Raw genomic sequence first — 16,015 nt, forward strand, 5'->3', positions numbered from 1 at the left:
CCTGACCAACTGGGCCGAGGAGCGGGCGAATTTCGTGCAGATCTGCCCGCGCGAGATGCTGGCGCGCTTGCCGCACCCGCTGTCGGACGAGCTGCAGGCGATGCCGGCGGAGTGAGTCTGCGGGGGTGACGGGAGGGGCCCTGCCGGGGACGGCGGGGCCTTTGCCTTCGCACCCGTCTCCTTGGCGAAGGCCATCGCCTTCGCCACGCGGTCCATGTGCATCTTGCACCGGACGGGCCCCCAAAGGGCCCGGCCAGCGCCCGCCCCGCCCCCGGCGGGCGCTGTCCTCATCCGGTCTCTCGCTGTGGGGGCACCGGGTGACATGTCCCGCACGGGCGGGGCGAGGCAGTGCCTCGCCTTTTTCCGCCCGAACTAAGCGGTGACAGGTTTGCTGGGGTAGGGACAGCGGGCGGGTTGACCGGCCACAGCAGCCTGTGACTTATGCGAAGGATGGCAATGGCACCCGGATCCAGATCAGCGCCGAAGCCCGGCACGGGGCGCGGCAAGCGGCGCGCGGCGCCGCAGCCGCTGCGGGCCCGTGCGCTGCGCTTCGCTCTGCGCTGGCTGGGGCGGGCGGGGATGGCGCTTGCGGCGCTGGTGGTGGCCTTCACCATCATAAACCCGATCTGGACGCCCTACATGATCTCGGAACGTCTGCGGCTGGGAAGCCTGCAGCGCGACTGGGTCAGCATGGAGGGCATCGCGCCGGTGATGGCGCGGGCGGCGGTGGCGGCAGAGGACGCGAATTTCTGCCTGCACTGGGGCTTTGACATGGCCGCGATCCGCAAGGCGCTGGACGAGGGGCGCCAGCGCGGCGCCTCGACCATCAGCCAGCAGACCACCAAGAACGTGTTCCTGTGGCAGGGCCGCAGCTGGCCGCGCAAGGCCGCAGAGGCGGTGCTGACCCCGGCGGTGGAGCTGGTCTGGTCGAAGCGGCGGATCCTCGAGGTCTATCTGAACGTCGCCGAGATGGGCGAGGGCATCTTTGGGGTGGAGGCGGCGGCGCAGGCCTATTTCGGCGTGGCGGCGGCGGATCTGACGGCGGTGCAGGCGGCGCGGCTGGCGGCGGTGCTGCCCAATCCCAAGGCCCGCGACGCCTCGGCCCTGCCGCAGGGGCTGCGGCAGCGGGCGGCGGGAATCGCCGATGGGGCGGCGACGATCGGCGCGGACGGGCGCGCGGACTGTTTCGAGGATTGAACCCAAGGTCCCCGGGGTCTATCACCCGGGGACCCACAATTCAGAGTATCCCTATGGTCCGCCTCTATCATGTTGCGCTGTCGCCCTTTTGCCGCAAGGTCCGCCTGACGCTTGCCGAGAAGAAGATCGAGGTGGAGCTGGTCGAGGAACGCTATTGGGAGCAGGGGCCGGATTTCCTGCGCCGCAACCCGGCGGGCAAGGTCCCTGTGATGAAGTGGGACAACCGCACCATGTCGGAAAGCCAGGCGATCTGCGAATGGCTGGACGAGACGATCCCGCAGCCGCAGCTGGTGCCGCGCGATCCCGATGCAAGGTACGAGGTGCGGCGGCTCTGTGCGTGGTTCGACGACAAGTTCCATGGCGAGGTGACGACCAAGCTGCTCTATGAGCGGGTGAACAAGAAGATCATGGGTCTGGGCTACCCCGACTCCAAGGCCGTGAAGGCCGGGGCGACGCGGATCAAGTATCACCTCGATTACATGGGCTGGCTGCTGGAGCAGCGGCGCTGGCTGGCTGGCGATGCGATGACGCTGGCCGATTTCGCGGCGGCGGCGCATCTGAGCTGCCTCGACTACAACTCCGATGTCGACTGGAACCGTTCTGCGGCGGTGAAGGAGTGGTACGCCAAGATCAAGTCGCGCCCCTCGTTCCGGTCGCTGCTGGCCGATCAGGTGCCCGGCTTCCCGCCGCCGGCGCATTATGCCGATCTCGACTTCTGACCACCCCGGCGCTGCGCTGAAAGCGCGGTTGCAGGCGCAGGCGCTGGCCGAGGGCTTCGCCAAAATGGGTGTCTGTGCGCCCGATGCGGTGCCAGAGGCTGCGGGGCGGCTGGCGGCTTTCGTGGCCGAGGGGCGGCATGGGCAGATGGGCTGGATGGCCGAGCGGATGGGCTGGCGCGGCGACCCGGCGGCGCTGTGGCCCGAGGCGCGGTCTGTCGTGATGCTGGCCGAGGTCTATACGCCCGGCCATGACCCGCTGGCGGTGCTGGAGCGGCCGGAGCGCGGGGCGGTCAGTGTCTATGCGCAGGGCAAGGATTACCATGATCTGGTGAAGCGGCGCCTGAAGCGGGTCGGGCGCTGGCTGCTGGATCAGGGCAGCGAGGGCGAGGCGATCAAGGTCTTCGTCGATACCGCGCCGGTGATGGAAAAGCCGCTGGCACAGGCGGCGGGGCTTGGCTGGCAGGGCAAGCACACCAATGTTCTGGGCCGTGATCTGGGCAGTTGGTTTTTTCTGGGTGCGATCTTCACGACGGTCGACCTGCCCAAGGATGCGGCCGAGGCGGAGCGTTGCGGCAGTTGCACCGCCTGCCTCGACATCTGCCCGACGCGGGCCTTTCCGGCCCCCTTCCAGCTCGACGCGCGGCGCTGCATTTCTTACCTGACGATTGAACACCGGGGCCCGGTGGACCCTGAATTGCGGGCGCTGATGGGCAACCGGATCTATGGCTGTGACGATTGCCTTGCCGTCTGCCCTTGGAACAAGTTTGCCCAGGGGGCCACCGAGATGGGCTATGCGCCGCGCGAGGCAGAGCCGCCGCTGCTGGCTGATCTGGCGGCGCTGGACGATGCGGCGTTCCGCGCGCGCTTTGCCGGCAGCCCGATCAAGCGCATCGGGCGGGACCGGATGGTGCGCAACGTGCTCTATGCCATTGGAAATTCGGGCGATGTTGGCCTTGTGCCGGTGGCGGCGGGGCTGACCGGGGATGCCGATGAGGCGGTGGCGGATGCTGCGCGGTGGGCGCTGGCGCGGCTTGGTGCATAGCGGCCATAACCTGCCGATCGTGGCAATCGGGCAGGCAGGCCTAGGCACGAAGGCGATTCGGCCCCATCTTCGGGATGTGGCCGATCCGGCTGCGAGCCCAAAGGAAAAGACCATGACCCGTCATATCGCCGATCACCGCAGCCCGCCCGAAGCGGGCCGGACCAAGAAATTCATCGAGCTTGCGCGCCGCGAAGGCAACGAAGGCTCGCATCCCTCCACGCAGGCCCTGCTGCGCCGCCCGCGGCTTGGCGGCGAGACTGCCCGGCGCGTGAAGGAATTCCTGCGCATCGAGCGCGGCCATCAGGCCTGACCGTTCTCGCCCTCGCGCAGGATATCGCGCAGGGTGACGATGCTGGCGCGCAGGGCGTCCAGCGCCTCGCTCGTCATTTTGGTTTTCTCGCCGATGACGCGGGAGAACCCTGCCGTTTCCAGCCGTAGCGCACTCCCCGCCTCGGTGAGCGTCAGACGCACCTGACGCTCGTCTTCCGGGTCGCGGTTGCGCACCACAAGGCCCGCAGCCTCCATCCGCTTGAGCATGGGCGTCAGCGTGTTGCTTTCCAGATGCAGCGCGGCGCCGATCCTGCTCATCGTCTGATCGTCCTCGGCCCAAAGGAGGGTCAGGACGAGGAATTGCGGATAGGTGAGCCCCGCGGCGTCCAGCATGGGCTTGTACGCCGCCTGCATGGCGTGATTGGCCGAATAGAGCGCAAAGCACAGCATCTGCGGCAGGGGGGGCGGGGTGTCTTTCATCTTGCCAAGATAGATCGCTCACGATTCTTTCGCAAGGGATTGACTCACCGACGCCCATCTATATCGTGCACGATACAATCGCAGACGATAAGGAGACATCACATGGTCAAGGACGTGGTTTACCGTACGGTGGCGGAAGCGAAGGGTGGCGGGCGCAATGGCACATCGGCGACGCTGGATGGCGCACTGGCCGTCACGCTGAGCGTGCCGGTGGAAATGGGCGGCGACGGCAAGGGCAACAATCCCGAGCAGCTGTTCGCGGTGGGCTATGCCGCCTGCTACATGGGCGCGATGCGCTTTGCCGCCAGCAGCGAGAAGATCGGCGAGGTTCCGGCCGATGCCACGGTGCAGGCGCAGGTCGGCATCGGCCCGCGCGCCGAGGGCGGCTTTGGCATTGCGGTGACGCTGAAGGTCAGCCTGCCGGGCGTGGACCGGGCGGTGGCCGAGCGCATGGTGGAACGCGGGCATTTCATCTGCCCCTATTCCAACGCGATCAGCGGCAATGTGCATGTGGTGACCATTCTGGAATGACCAGAACGACACAGGCCCGGATCCTTGCGGAGCCGGGCCTGCTGTTGTTCTGGAAAGGCCCTCAGGCGCGGACCAGCTTCTCGTAGCTTGCCGCAACGTCCAGCGTCAGCGCCCCGACCTCGAAGCTGAAATCGCCGATCTGGCCAACGGGGGTAACTTCCGCCGCGGTGCCGGTCAGCCAGCACTGCTCGAACCCTTCAAGCTCCTCGGGCATGATGTGGCGTTCGTGGACGGTGACGCCTTTCTCCTTCAGCATCCCGATCACGGTCTGGCGGGTCAGGCCGTTCAGGAAGCAATCGGCCAGCGGAGTGTGAACCTCGCCATCCTTCACGAAGAAGATGTTGGCGCCGGTCGCCTCGGCCACGTAGCCGCGATAGTCGAACATCATCGCATCCGAGCAGCCCTTGGCCTCGGCTGCGTGCTTGGACATGGTGCAGATCATGTAGAGCCCGGCAGCCTTGGCGGCACTGGGGATGGTCTCGGGCGAGGGGCGCTTCCACTTGGCGATGTCGAGCTTGGCGCCCTTGGTCTTGGCGTCGCCGTAGTAGTTGCCCCATTCCCAGCCGGCGATGGCCAGGCGGACTGGGTTGCGCTTGGCCGAGACGCCCATATCCTCGCCCGAGCCGCGCCAGGCGACTGCGCGGACATAGGCGTCGGTCCAGCCATTGGCCTTCAGCATCGCGTATTTGGCGGCCTCGATCTCCTCGACCGAGAACGGGATCTCCATGTCGAGAAGTTCAGCGGATCGGCGCAGGCGCTTGCTGTGCTCCACCCCCAGGAAGATGCGGCCATTGTAGCAGCGCTCGCCCTCGAACACCGAAGAGGCGTAGTGCAGCGCGTGGGTCAGGACGTGGACGGTGGCGTCGCGCCACTCGACCATCTTGCCGTCCATCCAGATCTTGCCGTCGCGGTCATCATAGGCCCCGGCCATGTCGAACCCTCCTTGCGGCACCTGCCGCTTTGTCGAATGTTGCGTGCGCAAGGTCCGCTTCGGACATAAAGTTGCGCAAATTGCCGGGTTGAGCTACCAATTGATTCTTGGAAAGTCAACAAGGCTGACTTAAAACAGAGGCAATCAGAAAAAACGTGAACCGGAGGAGCGTGATGGCGGAAGGTGGAGGCGCGGCCAGCCCGGGCGGCGAGAGCCTGCTGTTCCTGACCGACGAGCAGCTGCGCAAGGGCATCGAGGCGATGTTCTTCGCCTATCGCGGCTTCACGGCCGATCCGGACCGGATTCTGGAAACCCGCGGCTATGGGCGCGCGCATCACCGCGCCATCCATTTCATCAACCGCCAGCAGGGCCAGACCGTCAACACGCTGCTGGCGATGCTGGGGGTGACGAAGCAGAGCCTGAACCGGGTGCTGCGCACGCTGATCGAGGACGGGCTGGTGGAAAGCCGGGTCGGCCGCAAGGACAAGCGCGAGCGGCACCTGTTCCTGACCGAGGATGGCAAGGCGCTGGAACGCTCGCTCTCCGAGGCGCAGCGGGTGCGGATGCGCGCCGCCTACCGCGCGGCGGGGCCGGCGGCGGTGGCGGGGTTCCGGCAGGTGCTGGAGGCGATGATGGACCCGGATCTGCGGCGGCATTACCAGGCGATGAAGGATAGCGGGACATGAATGCTGGGAATCCCCCCGACGCCCATCTGCTGATCGTCGATGACGACGAGCGCATCCGCGGGCTGTTGCAGAAGTTCCTGGCGCGGAACGGCTTTCTGGTGACGGCGGCGCGGGATGCCGCCCATGCGCGGCGGCTGCTCTCGGGGCTCGACTTTGACATGATCGTGCTTGACGTGATGATGCCGGGCGAGGACGGGATCAGCCTGACCCGCGACCTGCGGCGCAAGATGACCGTGCCTATCCTGCTGCTGACCGCCAAGGGCGAGACGGCGGAGCGGATCGAGGGGCTGGAGGCGGGGGCGGATGACTACCTTGCCAAGCCATTCGAGCCCAAGGAGCTGCTGCTGCGGATCAACGCGATCCTGCGCCGCGCGCCGCAGGTGCAGGGCAAGGGGCCGAAGTTCATCCATCTGGGCCCGGTGCGCTATGACCTTGACCGGGGCGAGCTGTGGCAGGGGGATGCGCTGGTGCGGCTGACCGCGACCGAGGCGGCCCTGATGCGAATCTTTGCCGGGCGGGCCGGCGAGCCGATCTCGCGCCAGACGCTGGTCGAGGAGCTGGGGCGCGACAAGGGCGGCGCGGCCGAGCAGGCGCAGGAACGGGCGGTGGATGTGCAGATCACCCGGTTGCGGCGCAAGATCGAGGGCGACCCGAAGGAGCCGCGCTATCTGCAGACGGTGCGGGGCGCGGGATACATGCTGATGCCGGAGTAGGGGCTGCCGGAGCAGGGGGCGCGGCCCACGAGGGTAGAATGGGGGCTCCGCCCCCGCCCGCCTTTGGCGGACTCCCCCGGGATATTCGGAAAAGGCAAAGGGGCAGGTGGCCCTGCGGGGGGCGGGGCGCTATATCGGGGCGGCATGAGGTAAGGAGCGGCGGCATGGGCGAGATTGCAGCGATGAGCTTCGAGGAAGCGATGAAGGAGCTTGAGGCAGTGGTCGGCAAGCTGGAGCGGGGCGATGTGCCGCTGGAGGATTCGATCAAGCTTTATGAGCGCGGCGCGGCGCTGAAGGCGCATTGCGATGCGCGGCTGAAGGCGGCGGAAGAGAAGGTGGCGCGGATCACCCTTGGCGCCGATGGCCAGCCTGCGGGGCTGACGCCGGTCGAAGGGCTGTAAGTGTTTCCGGAGCGGCTGGCACAGGCGGCGGCAGAGATCGGCGCGGCGCTGGAGGCTGCGCTGGCGGGCAAGGCCGACCAGCCGGTGGTGGAGGCGATGCGCTATGCCCTGCGCGGCGGCAAACGGCTGCGGGGGTTCCTGGTGCTGGAAAGCGCGGCGCTGCACGGCATCAGCCGCGCGGCGGCGATGCCAGCGGCGGCGGCGGTCGAGGCGCTGCATGCCTACAGTCTGGTGCATGACGATCTGCCCTGCATGGATGACGATGACCTGCGCCGAGGCCATCCCACGGTGCATGTGAAATGGGACGAGGCGACGGCGGTGCTGGCCGGGGATGCGCTGCAGACGCTGGCCTTCGAGCTGTGCTGTGACCCGGTGCTTGGCCCGGCCGAGCGGCGGGTGGCGCTGGTGGCGGCGCTGGCGCGGGCCTCCGGTGCCGAAGGCATGGTGTTGGGGCAGGCGCTGGACATTGCCGCCGAAAGCGCCGCCGCGCCGCTGACGCTGGAGGAGATCACCGCCCTGCAGGCCGGCAAGACCGGCGCGCTGATTGGTTTTGCGTCCGAGGCGGGGGCGATCCTCGCGGGGGCGGACCGGGGGCCGCTGCGCGCCTATGCCGAGGCCTTCGGACTTGCCTTTCAGATCGCCGACGACATCTTGGATGTGGAGGGCGACCCCGAGGCGGCAGGCAAGCGGCTTGGCAAGGATGCCGGCGCGGGCAAGGCTACCTTCGTATCGCTGCTGGGGCTGGAGGGTGCGAAGGCCCGCGCTAAGGACCTGGTAACCATGGCCGAGCTAGCCTTGGAGCCCTATGGTGCGGCAGCGGAGACCTTGCGGGACGCGGCGCGCTTCGCTATCGCCCGGCAAAGCTAGATCCCTACCCGCCGGCGGAGGCCGGCAACGCTGAGACCTCGCGTGAAAGGGCCGTGATGACCGACCGACCGAAGACCCCGATGCTGGACCGCGTGCATGTGCCCAGCGACCTCAAGGTGCTGTCCGACCGGGAGCTGCGGCAACTGGCCGATGAGCTGCGGGCCGAGACCATCTCGGCCGTGTCGGTGACGGGCGGGCATCTGGGCGCGGGGCTGGGGGTGGTGGAGCTGACCGTGGCGATCCACGCGGTGTTCGACACGCCGCGCGACAAGCTGATCTGGGACGTGGGCCACCAGTGCTATCCGCACAAGATCCTGACCGGGCGGCGCGAGCGGATCCGGACGCTGCGGATGAAGGACGGGCTGTCGGGCTTCACCAAGCGGTCGGAATCGGCCTTCGATCCGTTCGGGGCGGCGCATTCCTCCACCTCGATCAGCGCGGCGCTTGGCTTTGCGGCGGCCCGCGATCTGGGCGGGGATGCCGGCGACGCCATCGCGGTGATCGGCGATGGCGCGATGAGCGCGGGCATGGCCTATGAGGCGATGAACAACGCGGGGCATTTGAAGAAGCGGCTGTTCGTGGTGCTGAACGACAATGAGATGTCGATTGCCCCGCCGGTGGGGGCCATGTCGGCCTACCTGACGCGGCTTTACTCCGGGGCGCCGTTCCAGGAGCTGAAGGCGGTGGCCAAGGGCGCCGTCAGCCTGCTGCCCGAGCCTTTGCAGGAAGGCGCGCGGCGGGCGAAGGAGATGCTGAAGGGCATTGCCGTGGGCGGCACCCTCTTTGAGGAACTGGGCTTCAGCTATGTCGGCCCGATCGACGGGCATGATCTGGACCAGTTGCTGCCCTTGCTGCGCGCGGTGAAGGCGCGGGCGACGGGGCCGATGCTGATCCATGTCATCACCCGCAAGGGCAAGGGCTATGCCCCCGCCGAGCGCGCTGCCGACAAGGGCCATGCGACCGCCAAGTTCGATGTGGTGACCGGGGCGCAGGTCAAGGCGGCGTCGAATGCGCCGGGCTATACCAAGGTCTTCGCGCAATCGCTGGTCCGCGAGGCGGAAGCGGATGCCCGCATCGTGGCGGTGACCGCGGCGATGCCGGATGGCACCGGGCTGAACCTCTTCGCCGAGCGCTTCCCGCGGCGCTGCTTTGACGTGGGGATCGCCGAGCAGCATGCGGTGACCTTCGCGGCGGGGATGGCAGCGGGCGGGATGAAACCGTTCTGCGCGCTCTATTCCACCTTCCTGCAGCGCGGCTACGATCAGGTCGTGCATGACGTGGCGATCCAGCGCCTGCCGGTGCGCTTTGCCATCGACCGCGCGGGGCTTGTGGGCGCGGATGGCGCCACCCATGCCGGGGCCTTCGACGTGGCCTTCCTGGCCAACCTGCCCGGCTTCGTGGTGATGGCCGCGGCGGATGAGGCGGAGCTGGTGCATATGGTGGCGACGGCGGCGGCGCATGACGCGGGCCCCATCGCCTTCCGCTATCCGCGCGGCGATGGCACCGGGGTCGAGATGCCGGAGCGCGGCGTGCCGCTGGAGATCGGCCGCGGCCGGATCATCGCGGAAGGCGGGCGCGTGGCGATCCTGTCCTTCGGCACGCGGCTGACAGAGGTGATGGCGGCGCGCGAGGCGCTGGCGGCGCGGGGGCTTGCGCCCACGGTCGCCGATGCCCGCTTTGCCAAGCCGCTCGACCGTGAGCTGATCTTGCGGCTGGCGGCCGAGCATGAGGCGCTGATCTGTGTCGAGGAGGGCGCGGTGGGCGGCTTTGGCAGCCATGTCGCGCAGCTGCTGGCCGAAGAGGGCGTGTTCGACCGCGGCCTCAAGTTCCGCTCGATGGTGCTTCCCGACACCTTCATCGACCAGATGAGCCCCGAGGACATGTATGCCGTCGCCGGCATGAACGCCCCGCAGATCGAGGCAAAGGTTCTGGAAGTGCTGGGGGTTGCTGTGGCGGGCGCGCGCAGCCGCGCCTGAAACCCGCATCCGGGATGTTGCATTCCGCCGCGCGCCGGGCCACATCTGCCGCGGGGAGGGACCGGGTGCGCGATGCCGTATCCGCCGCAAGGAGCATCCGACTTGGCCGATCCGACCTGCCCCACCCTCGACGAGGCCCTGAGTGCTGCGCCCACCGTCAATCCCCGCATCGTGCTGTTCGCGCTCGCCATGGGCGGCTTCACCATCGGCACCACCGAGTTTGCGGCGATGGCGCTGGTGCCCTATTTCTCCGCCGGGCTTGGCATTGACGAGCCGACGGCCAGCCATGTGATCAGCGCCTATGCGCTTGGCGTCGTGGTCGGCGCGCCGCTGATCGCGGTGTTCGGCGCAAGGGTGGCGAGGCGCAGCCTGCTGATCGGGCTGATGGTGATCTTTGGCCTGTTCAACCTGATGGCGGCGATGGCGCCGACCTATGGCACGATGCTGGCGGCGCGGTTCCTGGCCGGGCTGCCGCATGGCGCCTATTTCGGGGTGGCGGCGCTGGTCGCGGCCTCGGTCGTGCGGCCGAACCAGCGGGCGCAGGCGGTGGCGCGGATCATGGTCGGGCTGACGGTGGCGACGGTGATCGGGGTGCCCTTCGCAAGTTTCCTTGGCCAGACAGTGGGTTGGCGCTGGGGCTTTGCGCTGGTGGGGGTGCTGGCGGCGACGACGGCGGTGCTGATCTGGGTCTATGCGCCGCGCGATGCGGGTGATCCGGGCGCGCGCCCGATGCGCGAGCTGTCGGCGCTTGGCAATCGGCAGGTCTGGCTGATGCTGGCGGTGGGGGCGGTCGGGTTCGGCGGCTTCTTTGCGATCTACACCTATACCGCCTCGACGATCCTCGAGGTGACGCAGGCCAGCCCGGTGATGGTGCCGGTGGCGCTGGCGGTGTTCGGGGTGGGGATGACGCTGGGAACGCTGGCGGCCGGTTGGGCCGCAGACCGCGCGCCGGTCAGGACCGGGTTTTTCCTGCTGCTGTCGAGCGCGGCGCTGGCGGCGATCTATCCGCTGACGACGGGCTCGCTGGCGACCCTGCTGCCGATGCTGTTCCTGATCGGGATGACCGGCAGCCTTGGCACGGTGATCCAGACCCGGCTGATGGATGTGGCGGGGGATGCGCAGACGCTGGCGGCTGCGCTGAACCATTCGGCCTTCAACGTGGCGAATGCGCTTGGCCCCTGGCTCGCGGCGCAGGTGCTGCTGGCGGGCTATGGGTTGCCGGCCACCGGCTATGTCGGCGTGGTGCTGTCACTGGCTGGGGCGCTGATCTTCGCCGCCGCGGTGCTCGACGCGCGGCGCGGCAAGGGCTGGGGCTAACTCCTTTCCCTCTTTGCCTTTTTCAAATATCCTCGGGGGTGCGGGGGCAGAAGGCCCCCGCTTATCCCTCGGCCGCCAGCAATGCCGCCAGCCCCTCGCGGTAGCCCGGATAGAGCAGCTTCACCCCCAGCCCCTCCTTGATCCGGTCGTTCCGCACCCGTTTGGACTCGGCATAGAAACTGCGGGCCATCGCCGTCATCTCGGCCTCGTCATAGCGCAGGGCCGGGGGCAGGGGCAGGCCGAGGAGGGTGGCGGCATGGGCGATCACATCCTCGGGCGGGGCGGGGTCGTTGTCGCAGACATTGTAGGCGGTGCCGGGAGCGGGACGCGCGATGGAGGCGGCGAGGACCTGGGCTATGTCATCCACATGGATGCGGCTGAACACCTGCCCGGGCTTGATGATGCGGCGGGCGGTGCCGTCGCGGACCTTGGCGAAGGGACCGCGGCCGGGGCCGTAGATGCCGGCGAGGCGGAAGATGTGCAGCGGCAGGCCGGAGGCGGCGGCGAGCGCCTGCCACTCGGATTCGGCCAGAACGCGGGCCTTGCCGCGGCGGGTGGTGGGGGCGAGCACGCAATCCTCATCGACCCAGCCGCCGGCATGGTCGCCGTAAACCCCTGTCGTGGATAGATAACCTGCCCAGGTGATGTTCCGGGCGGCGGCGATTTCGCCCCTGTGCGCGGCCAGAACCGGGTCGCCGTCTTCCTCCGGCGCGATGGAGGTCAGGAGGTGAGTCGCCTCTGCCAGCGCGGGCGCGAGGGGGGTGCCGGGCCAGATCAGCGGCTCGACGCCGGTGGCGCGCAGGGCCTCGGCCTTGGCGGCAGAGCGGGTGGTGCCGATGATGCGCCAGCCTTGCGGCAGCAGCAGGCGGGCGAGGGCCTGCGCCGAATAGCCGTGGCCGAGGGAAAGGAGGGTGCCGGAGGCAGTCATGGATACACCCGGGGGACGCTGGAAAAGTCTAGGTTGGTCAATGCTCTGTCCCCTGTTGCTGCGCTTAGCCTACGCCTCTGTGGCGCTGCGGTCGAGATGGCCAAGGTCACGGTCCGGTGCTATCACGTCGCGGACACGTTGTTTCAGGGCGCGGGCATCGGGGAAGCCGCCGTCGCGCTTGCGCTCCCACACAAGGGTGCCGTCCACGTGAATCTCGAACATGCCGCCGGTGCCGGGGATGAGGGCGACGGAGCCGAGATCATGACCGAAGGTTTGCAGCAGTTCCTGTGCCATCCACCCGGCGCGGAGCAGCCAGTTGCACCGGGTGCAGTAGGTGATGGTGACAGCTGGGCGGGGGGCTTCGGGCATCGGCAGGGCTATCCGTTCCATGGGCCTGCCGGGGCGTTGTTGCTGTTCGGCGGCGATATGGAAACCATGCAGAACCCATACAGATGTCATATGTAAAGAAAATCTGTCGGGCTTTGGCCGGCCGGTCCCTTGGCCGCACGCTGCGTCCGTCGTCAGATCGTCACTTGCAAGCCTTGCTGCGGTGAGAGAGGTTTCGTCATGGAACAATCGAACTTTCCCCTGAAGAGCTGGGCCGACGCCGCCCCCCGCCTGATCGCCATTGCTGCCGGACGCGAGGCCGCCGATCTGGTGGTGCGCGGCGGGCAATGGGTCAATGTCCACAGCCGCGAGGTGCTGCCCGGCCATGACATCGCGATGGCCGATGGGCGCATCGCCTATGTCGGCCCGGATGCCAGCCATTGCATCGGGCCCGAGACCGAGGTGATCGAGGCGGAAGGGCGCTTCATGATCCCGGGCCTGTGCGACGGGCACATGCATATCGAGAGCGGGATGCTGACGCCGGCGGAGTTTGCGGCGGCGGTGATCCCGCATGGCACAACGACCATGTTCACCGACCCGCATGAGATTGCGAATGTGCTGGGACTGGCCGGTGTGCGGATGATGCATGACGAGGCGCAGATGCAGCCGGTGAACATCTTCACCCAGATGCCAAGCTGCGCGCCCTCGGCGCCGGGGCTGGAGACGACGGGCTTCGAGATCACCGCCGATGATGTGTCGGAGGCGATGCAATGGCCGGGCATCATCGGGCTGGGCGAGATGATGAACTTTCCGGGCGTGATCGCCGGCGACCGCAAGATGCTGTCGGAGCTGAGCGTGACCCAGCGGGCGGGCAAGACGGTGGGCGGGCATTATGCCAGCCCCGACCTTGGCAATGCCTTCTCGGCCTATGTCGCGGGCGGCGCGGCGGATGACCATGAGGGCACATCCGAGGCGGATGCGATTGCGCGGGTGCGGCAGGGGATGCGGGCGATGCTGCGGCTGGGATCGGCCTGGTATGACGTGGAAAGCCAGATCACGGCGATTACCCAGAAGGGGCTGGACCCGCGGAACTTCATCCTGTGCACCGACGATTGCCATTCGGGCACGCTGGTGAATGAGGGGCACATGAACCGGGTGGTCCGCCATGCCATCGCCTGCGGCTGTGACCCGCTGATCGCGCTGCAGATGGCGACGATCAATACCGCGACCCATTTCGGGCTGGAGCGGGATCTGGGCAGCCTGACGCCGGGGCGGCGGGCGGATATCATCCTGACCTCGGACCTGACCACGTTGCCGATCGAGCGGGTGATCGCCCGCGGGCGCACCGTGGCGATGGATGGCAAGCTGCTGGTGGAATGCCCGCATTACGACTGGCCGGATGAGGCGCGGGCGACGGTGAGGCTGGGCAAGGCGCTGGAGGCGGCGGATTTCGCGATTGCGGCGCCCGAGGGGGCGAACACCGTCACCGCCAAGGTGATCGGCGTGGTGGAGAATCAGGCGCCGACCAAGGCGCTGACGGCCGAGCTTGCAGTGGTGGACGGCTATGCGCAGCCCGATGAGGGCAAGGGCGTGGCGCAGATCGCGCTGGTCGAGCGGCACCGGGGCACGGGCAAGGTGGTGAACGGGTTCGTGTCGGGCTTTGGCTATACGGGGCGGATGGCGATTGGCTCGACCGTTGCGCATGACAGCCACCACATGATCGTGGTTGGCACCGATGCCGAGATGATGGCGGCGGCGGCGAACCGGCTGGGCGAGATCGGTGGCGGGATCACCGTCTGGAAGGACGGGGCAGAGATCGCGCAGGTGCCGCTGCCGATTGCGGGCCTGATGAGCGACAGCCCCGCGGCGGAGGTTGCGGCCAAGGCGGGACGGATGGTCGAGGCGATGGCGACGTGCGGCTGCACGCTGAACAACGCCTATATGCAGCATTCGCTGCTGGCGCTGGTGGTGATCCCCGAGCTGCGAATCTCCGACCTTGGCCTTGTGGATGTGACGAAATTCGAGCTGACGGGGCTGTTTGAATGACCGCGCTGGACCCGACCCTTCCCGTCGAAACCGCCCCGGTGCGCGCGGCCGAGAAGTTCACCGACCCCGAGGCGGCGGTGGCGCGGCTGGAGGAGCTTTATGCAGAGGCGACGGCGTTCCTGCTGGACGGGTTCAACCGCACGCTGACCGGCGGGCGGCCGGGGGCGCGGATGCGGGCCTTCTACCCGGAGGTGCGGATCACCACCTCGAGCCATATGAAGGCCGACAGCCGGCTGAGCTTTGGCCATGTGGCGGTGCCGGGGACCTATTCGGCGACGATCACGCGGCCCGATCTGTTCCGCAACTATCTGGTGCAGCAGCTTGGGCTGTTGATCCGCAATCACGGGGTGCCGGTGAGCATCGGCCCTTCGACCACCGCGATCCCGGTGCATTTTGCGGTGGCGGGGAACCCGTCGGTCGCGGTGCCGCAGGAAGGGGTGCTGAGCTTCTCGCTGCGCGATGTGTTCGACGTGCCGGATCTGGCGACGATGGATGATGACATCGTGAATGGCACCAACCTGTCGCATCCTGACGGGTCGGGCCATCTGGCGCCGTTCACGGCGCAGCGGGTGGATTACTCGCTGGCGCGGCTGTCGCATTACACCGCGACCACGCCCGAGCATTTCCAGAACCACGTGCTGTTCACCAACTACCAGTTCTATGTCGACGAGTTCGAGGCTTTTGCCCGGTCGGTACTGGCCGACCCGGACAGCGGCTATGAAGCCTTTGTCGGTCCCGGCAACATCTCTGTCACCACGCCGGGCGGGGCGATGCCGCTGCTGCCGAAGATGCCGCAGATGCCGGCCTATCACCTGAAGCGCAAGGACGGGCAGGGGATCACGCTGGTGAATATCGGCGTCGGCCCCTCGAACGCCAAGACGGCGACCGACCATATCGCGGTGCTGCGGCCCCATGCCTGGCTGATGGTCGGCCACTGCGCCGGGCTGCGCAACAGCCAGAGCCTGGGCGATTTCGTGCTGGCCCATGCCTATCTGCGCGAGGATCATGTGCTGGATGCCGATCTGCCGGTCTGGGTGCCGATCCCGGCGCTGGCGGAAATCCAGATCGCGCTGCAGGAGGCGGTGGCCGAGGTGACCGAGCTGGACGGGTATGAGCTGAAGCGGATCATGCGCACCGGCACCGTCGCCACCATCGACAACCGCAACTGGGAGCTGCGGGACCAGTCGGGCCCGGTGCAGCGGCTGAGCCAGTCTCGCGCCATTGCGCTGGACATGGAAAGCGCGACCATCGCCGCCAACGGATTCCGGTTTCGCGTGCCCTATGGCACCTTGCTCTGCGTCAGCGACAAGCCGCTGCATGGCGAGCTGAAGCTGCCGGGGATGGCGACGGAGTTCTACCGCACGCAGGTCAGCCGGCATCTGCTGATCGGGGTGCGGGCGATGGAGCGGCTGCGCGAAATGCCTCTGGAACGCATCCATAGCCGCAAGTTGCGCAGTTTCGAGGAAACTGCGTTCCTGTGACGCCGGGAAAACTGGGCAAACAGGGCGAAAAACGCTTGCCTTGCTGGCCGAAAACCTGTGTAGCAGCCGAATATGCCGAATAAGGCGCAGATGACCCTGAAAT

Annotated in this window: 17 protein-coding genes; 13 read left to right on the top strand and 4 right to left on the bottom strand. The window is 67.7% G+C overall.

Features of this window, described 5'->3' with window-relative positions; translation table 11 throughout:
• Window positions 1-456: 456 nt before the first annotated feature.
• The 4 genes from mtgA to Q8S30_RS15420 all read left to right on the top strand — a co-directional run bounded on the left by mtgA (window position 457) and on the right by Q8S30_RS15420 (window position 3,268).
• Window positions 457-1,197: a monofunctional biosynthetic peptidoglycan transglycosylase gene (mtgA, locus tag Q8S30_RS15405; RefSeq protein WP_371135533.1), complete on the top strand. Its 741-nt coding sequence runs from the start codon at window positions 457-459 to the stop codon at window positions 1,195-1,197.
• Between the two features lie 53 nt (window positions 1,198-1,250).
• Window positions 1,251-1,916, top strand: coding sequence for a glutathione S-transferase family protein (locus Q8S30_RS15410; RefSeq protein WP_305666915.1), 666 nt, complete (start codon window positions 1,251-1,253; stop codon window positions 1,914-1,916).
• A complete protein-coding gene (queG, locus tag Q8S30_RS15415) occupies window positions 1,897-2,958 on the top strand; it encodes a tRNA epoxyqueuosine(34) reductase QueG (RefSeq protein WP_305666916.1) in 1,062 nt (353 codons plus the stop codon). The genes Q8S30_RS15410 and queG overlap by 20 nt, the downstream gene beginning before the upstream one ends.
• A gap of 112 nt (window positions 2,959-3,070) precedes the next feature.
• The gene (locus tag Q8S30_RS15420) at window positions 3,071-3,268 is read left to right on the top strand and encodes a hypothetical protein (protein ID WP_305666917.1); all 198 of its coding nucleotides are present in this window, start codon (window positions 3,071-3,073) and stop codon (window positions 3,266-3,268) included.
• Here Q8S30_RS15420 and Q8S30_RS15425 read toward each other — a convergent pair.
• On the bottom strand, window positions 3,259-3,708 hold the full coding sequence (locus tag Q8S30_RS15425; protein WP_305666918.1) for a MarR family winged helix-turn-helix transcriptional regulator: 450 nt from the start codon (window positions 3,706-3,708) through the stop codon (window positions 3,259-3,261). The two genes, Q8S30_RS15420 and Q8S30_RS15425, sit on opposite strands and share 10 nt — an antisense overlap.
• A gap of 102 nt (window positions 3,709-3,810) precedes the next feature.
• Here Q8S30_RS15425 and Q8S30_RS15430 point away from each other — a divergent pair, with 102 nt between their 5' ends.
• Window positions 3,811-4,239, top strand: coding sequence for an organic hydroperoxide resistance protein (locus Q8S30_RS15430; protein ID WP_305666919.1), 429 nt, complete (start codon window positions 3,811-3,813; stop codon window positions 4,237-4,239).
• A gap of 61 nt (window positions 4,240-4,300) precedes the next feature.
• Here Q8S30_RS15430 and Q8S30_RS15435 read toward each other — a convergent pair whose 3' ends face one another.
• On the bottom strand, window positions 4,301-5,170 hold the full coding sequence (locus tag Q8S30_RS15435; protein WP_305666920.1) for a branched-chain amino acid aminotransferase: 870 nt from the start codon (window positions 5,168-5,170) through the stop codon (window positions 4,301-4,303).
• 173 nt (window positions 5,171-5,343) lie between these two features.
• Here Q8S30_RS15435 and Q8S30_RS15440 point away from each other — a divergent pair, with 173 nt between their 5' ends.
• From Q8S30_RS15440 to Q8S30_RS15465, 6 genes are all read left to right on the top strand, one after another.
• Entirely contained in the window at window positions 5,344-5,856 is a 513-nt protein-coding gene (locus tag Q8S30_RS15440; protein ID WP_305666921.1) for a MarR family winged helix-turn-helix transcriptional regulator, read from the top strand.
• Window positions 5,853-6,569, top strand: coding sequence for a response regulator (locus tag Q8S30_RS15445; protein WP_305666922.1), 717 nt, complete (start codon window positions 5,853-5,855; stop codon window positions 6,567-6,569). Before Q8S30_RS15440 ends, Q8S30_RS15445 begins: the two co-directional genes overlap by 4 nt.
• A gap of 164 nt (window positions 6,570-6,733) precedes the next feature.
• The gene (locus Q8S30_RS15450) at window positions 6,734-6,970 is read left to right on the top strand and encodes an exodeoxyribonuclease VII small subunit (RefSeq protein WP_161346409.1); all 237 of its coding nucleotides are present in this window, start codon (window positions 6,734-6,736) and stop codon (window positions 6,968-6,970) included.
• Window positions 6,971-7,837, top strand: a complete 867-nt coding sequence (locus Q8S30_RS15455; RefSeq protein ID WP_305666923.1) for a polyprenyl synthetase family protein — start codon at window positions 6,971-6,973, stop codon at window positions 7,835-7,837.
• Window positions 7,838-7,893: 56 nt separating this feature from the next.
• Complete coding sequence (gene dxs, locus Q8S30_RS15460; protein ID WP_305666924.1) at window positions 7,894-9,813, top strand: 1-deoxy-D-xylulose-5-phosphate synthase; 1,920 nt, start codon at window positions 7,894-7,896, stop codon at window positions 9,811-9,813.
• 102 nt (window positions 9,814-9,915) lie between these two features.
• Window positions 9,916-11,130 carry an MFS transporter gene (locus tag Q8S30_RS15465; RefSeq protein WP_305666925.1) on the top strand — a complete coding sequence of 405 codons (1,215 nt, stop codon included), beginning with the start codon at window positions 9,916-9,918 and terminating at the stop codon, window positions 11,128-11,130.
• A gap of 61 nt (window positions 11,131-11,191) precedes the next feature.
• Here Q8S30_RS15465 and Q8S30_RS15470 read toward each other — a convergent pair whose 3' ends face one another.
• The gene (locus Q8S30_RS15470) at window positions 11,192-12,058 is read right to left on the bottom strand and encodes an SDR family oxidoreductase (protein ID WP_305666926.1); all 867 of its coding nucleotides are present in this window, start codon (window positions 12,056-12,058) and stop codon (window positions 11,192-11,194) included.
• A gap of 69 nt (window positions 12,059-12,127) precedes the next feature.
• Window positions 12,128-12,448, bottom strand: a complete 321-nt coding sequence (locus Q8S30_RS15475; protein ID WP_305666927.1) for a SelT/SelW/SelH family protein — start codon at window positions 12,446-12,448, stop codon at window positions 12,128-12,130.
• Between the two features lie 177 nt (window positions 12,449-12,625).
• Here Q8S30_RS15475 and ade point away from each other — a divergent pair, with 177 nt between their 5' ends.
• Together ade and Q8S30_RS15485 are read left to right on the top strand one after the other, a co-directional pair.
• Window positions 12,626-14,431 (top strand): adenine deaminase, encoded by a 1,806-nt coding sequence (ade, locus tag Q8S30_RS15480; RefSeq protein ID WP_305666928.1) that lies wholly within the window; start codon window positions 12,626-12,628, stop codon window positions 14,429-14,431.
• The gene (locus Q8S30_RS15485; protein ID WP_305666929.1) at window positions 14,428-15,912 is read left to right on the top strand and encodes an AMP nucleosidase; all 1,485 of its coding nucleotides are present in this window, start codon (window positions 14,428-14,430) and stop codon (window positions 15,910-15,912) included. The genes ade and Q8S30_RS15485 overlap by 4 nt, the downstream gene beginning before the upstream one ends.
• Window positions 15,913-16,015 lie beyond the last annotated feature (103 nt).

Source organism: Frigidibacter sp., from assembly GCF_030695035.1.
In the GTDB taxonomy this organism is placed as follows: Bacteria; Pseudomonadota; Alphaproteobacteria; order Rhodobacterales; family Rhodobacteraceae; genus Frigidibacter.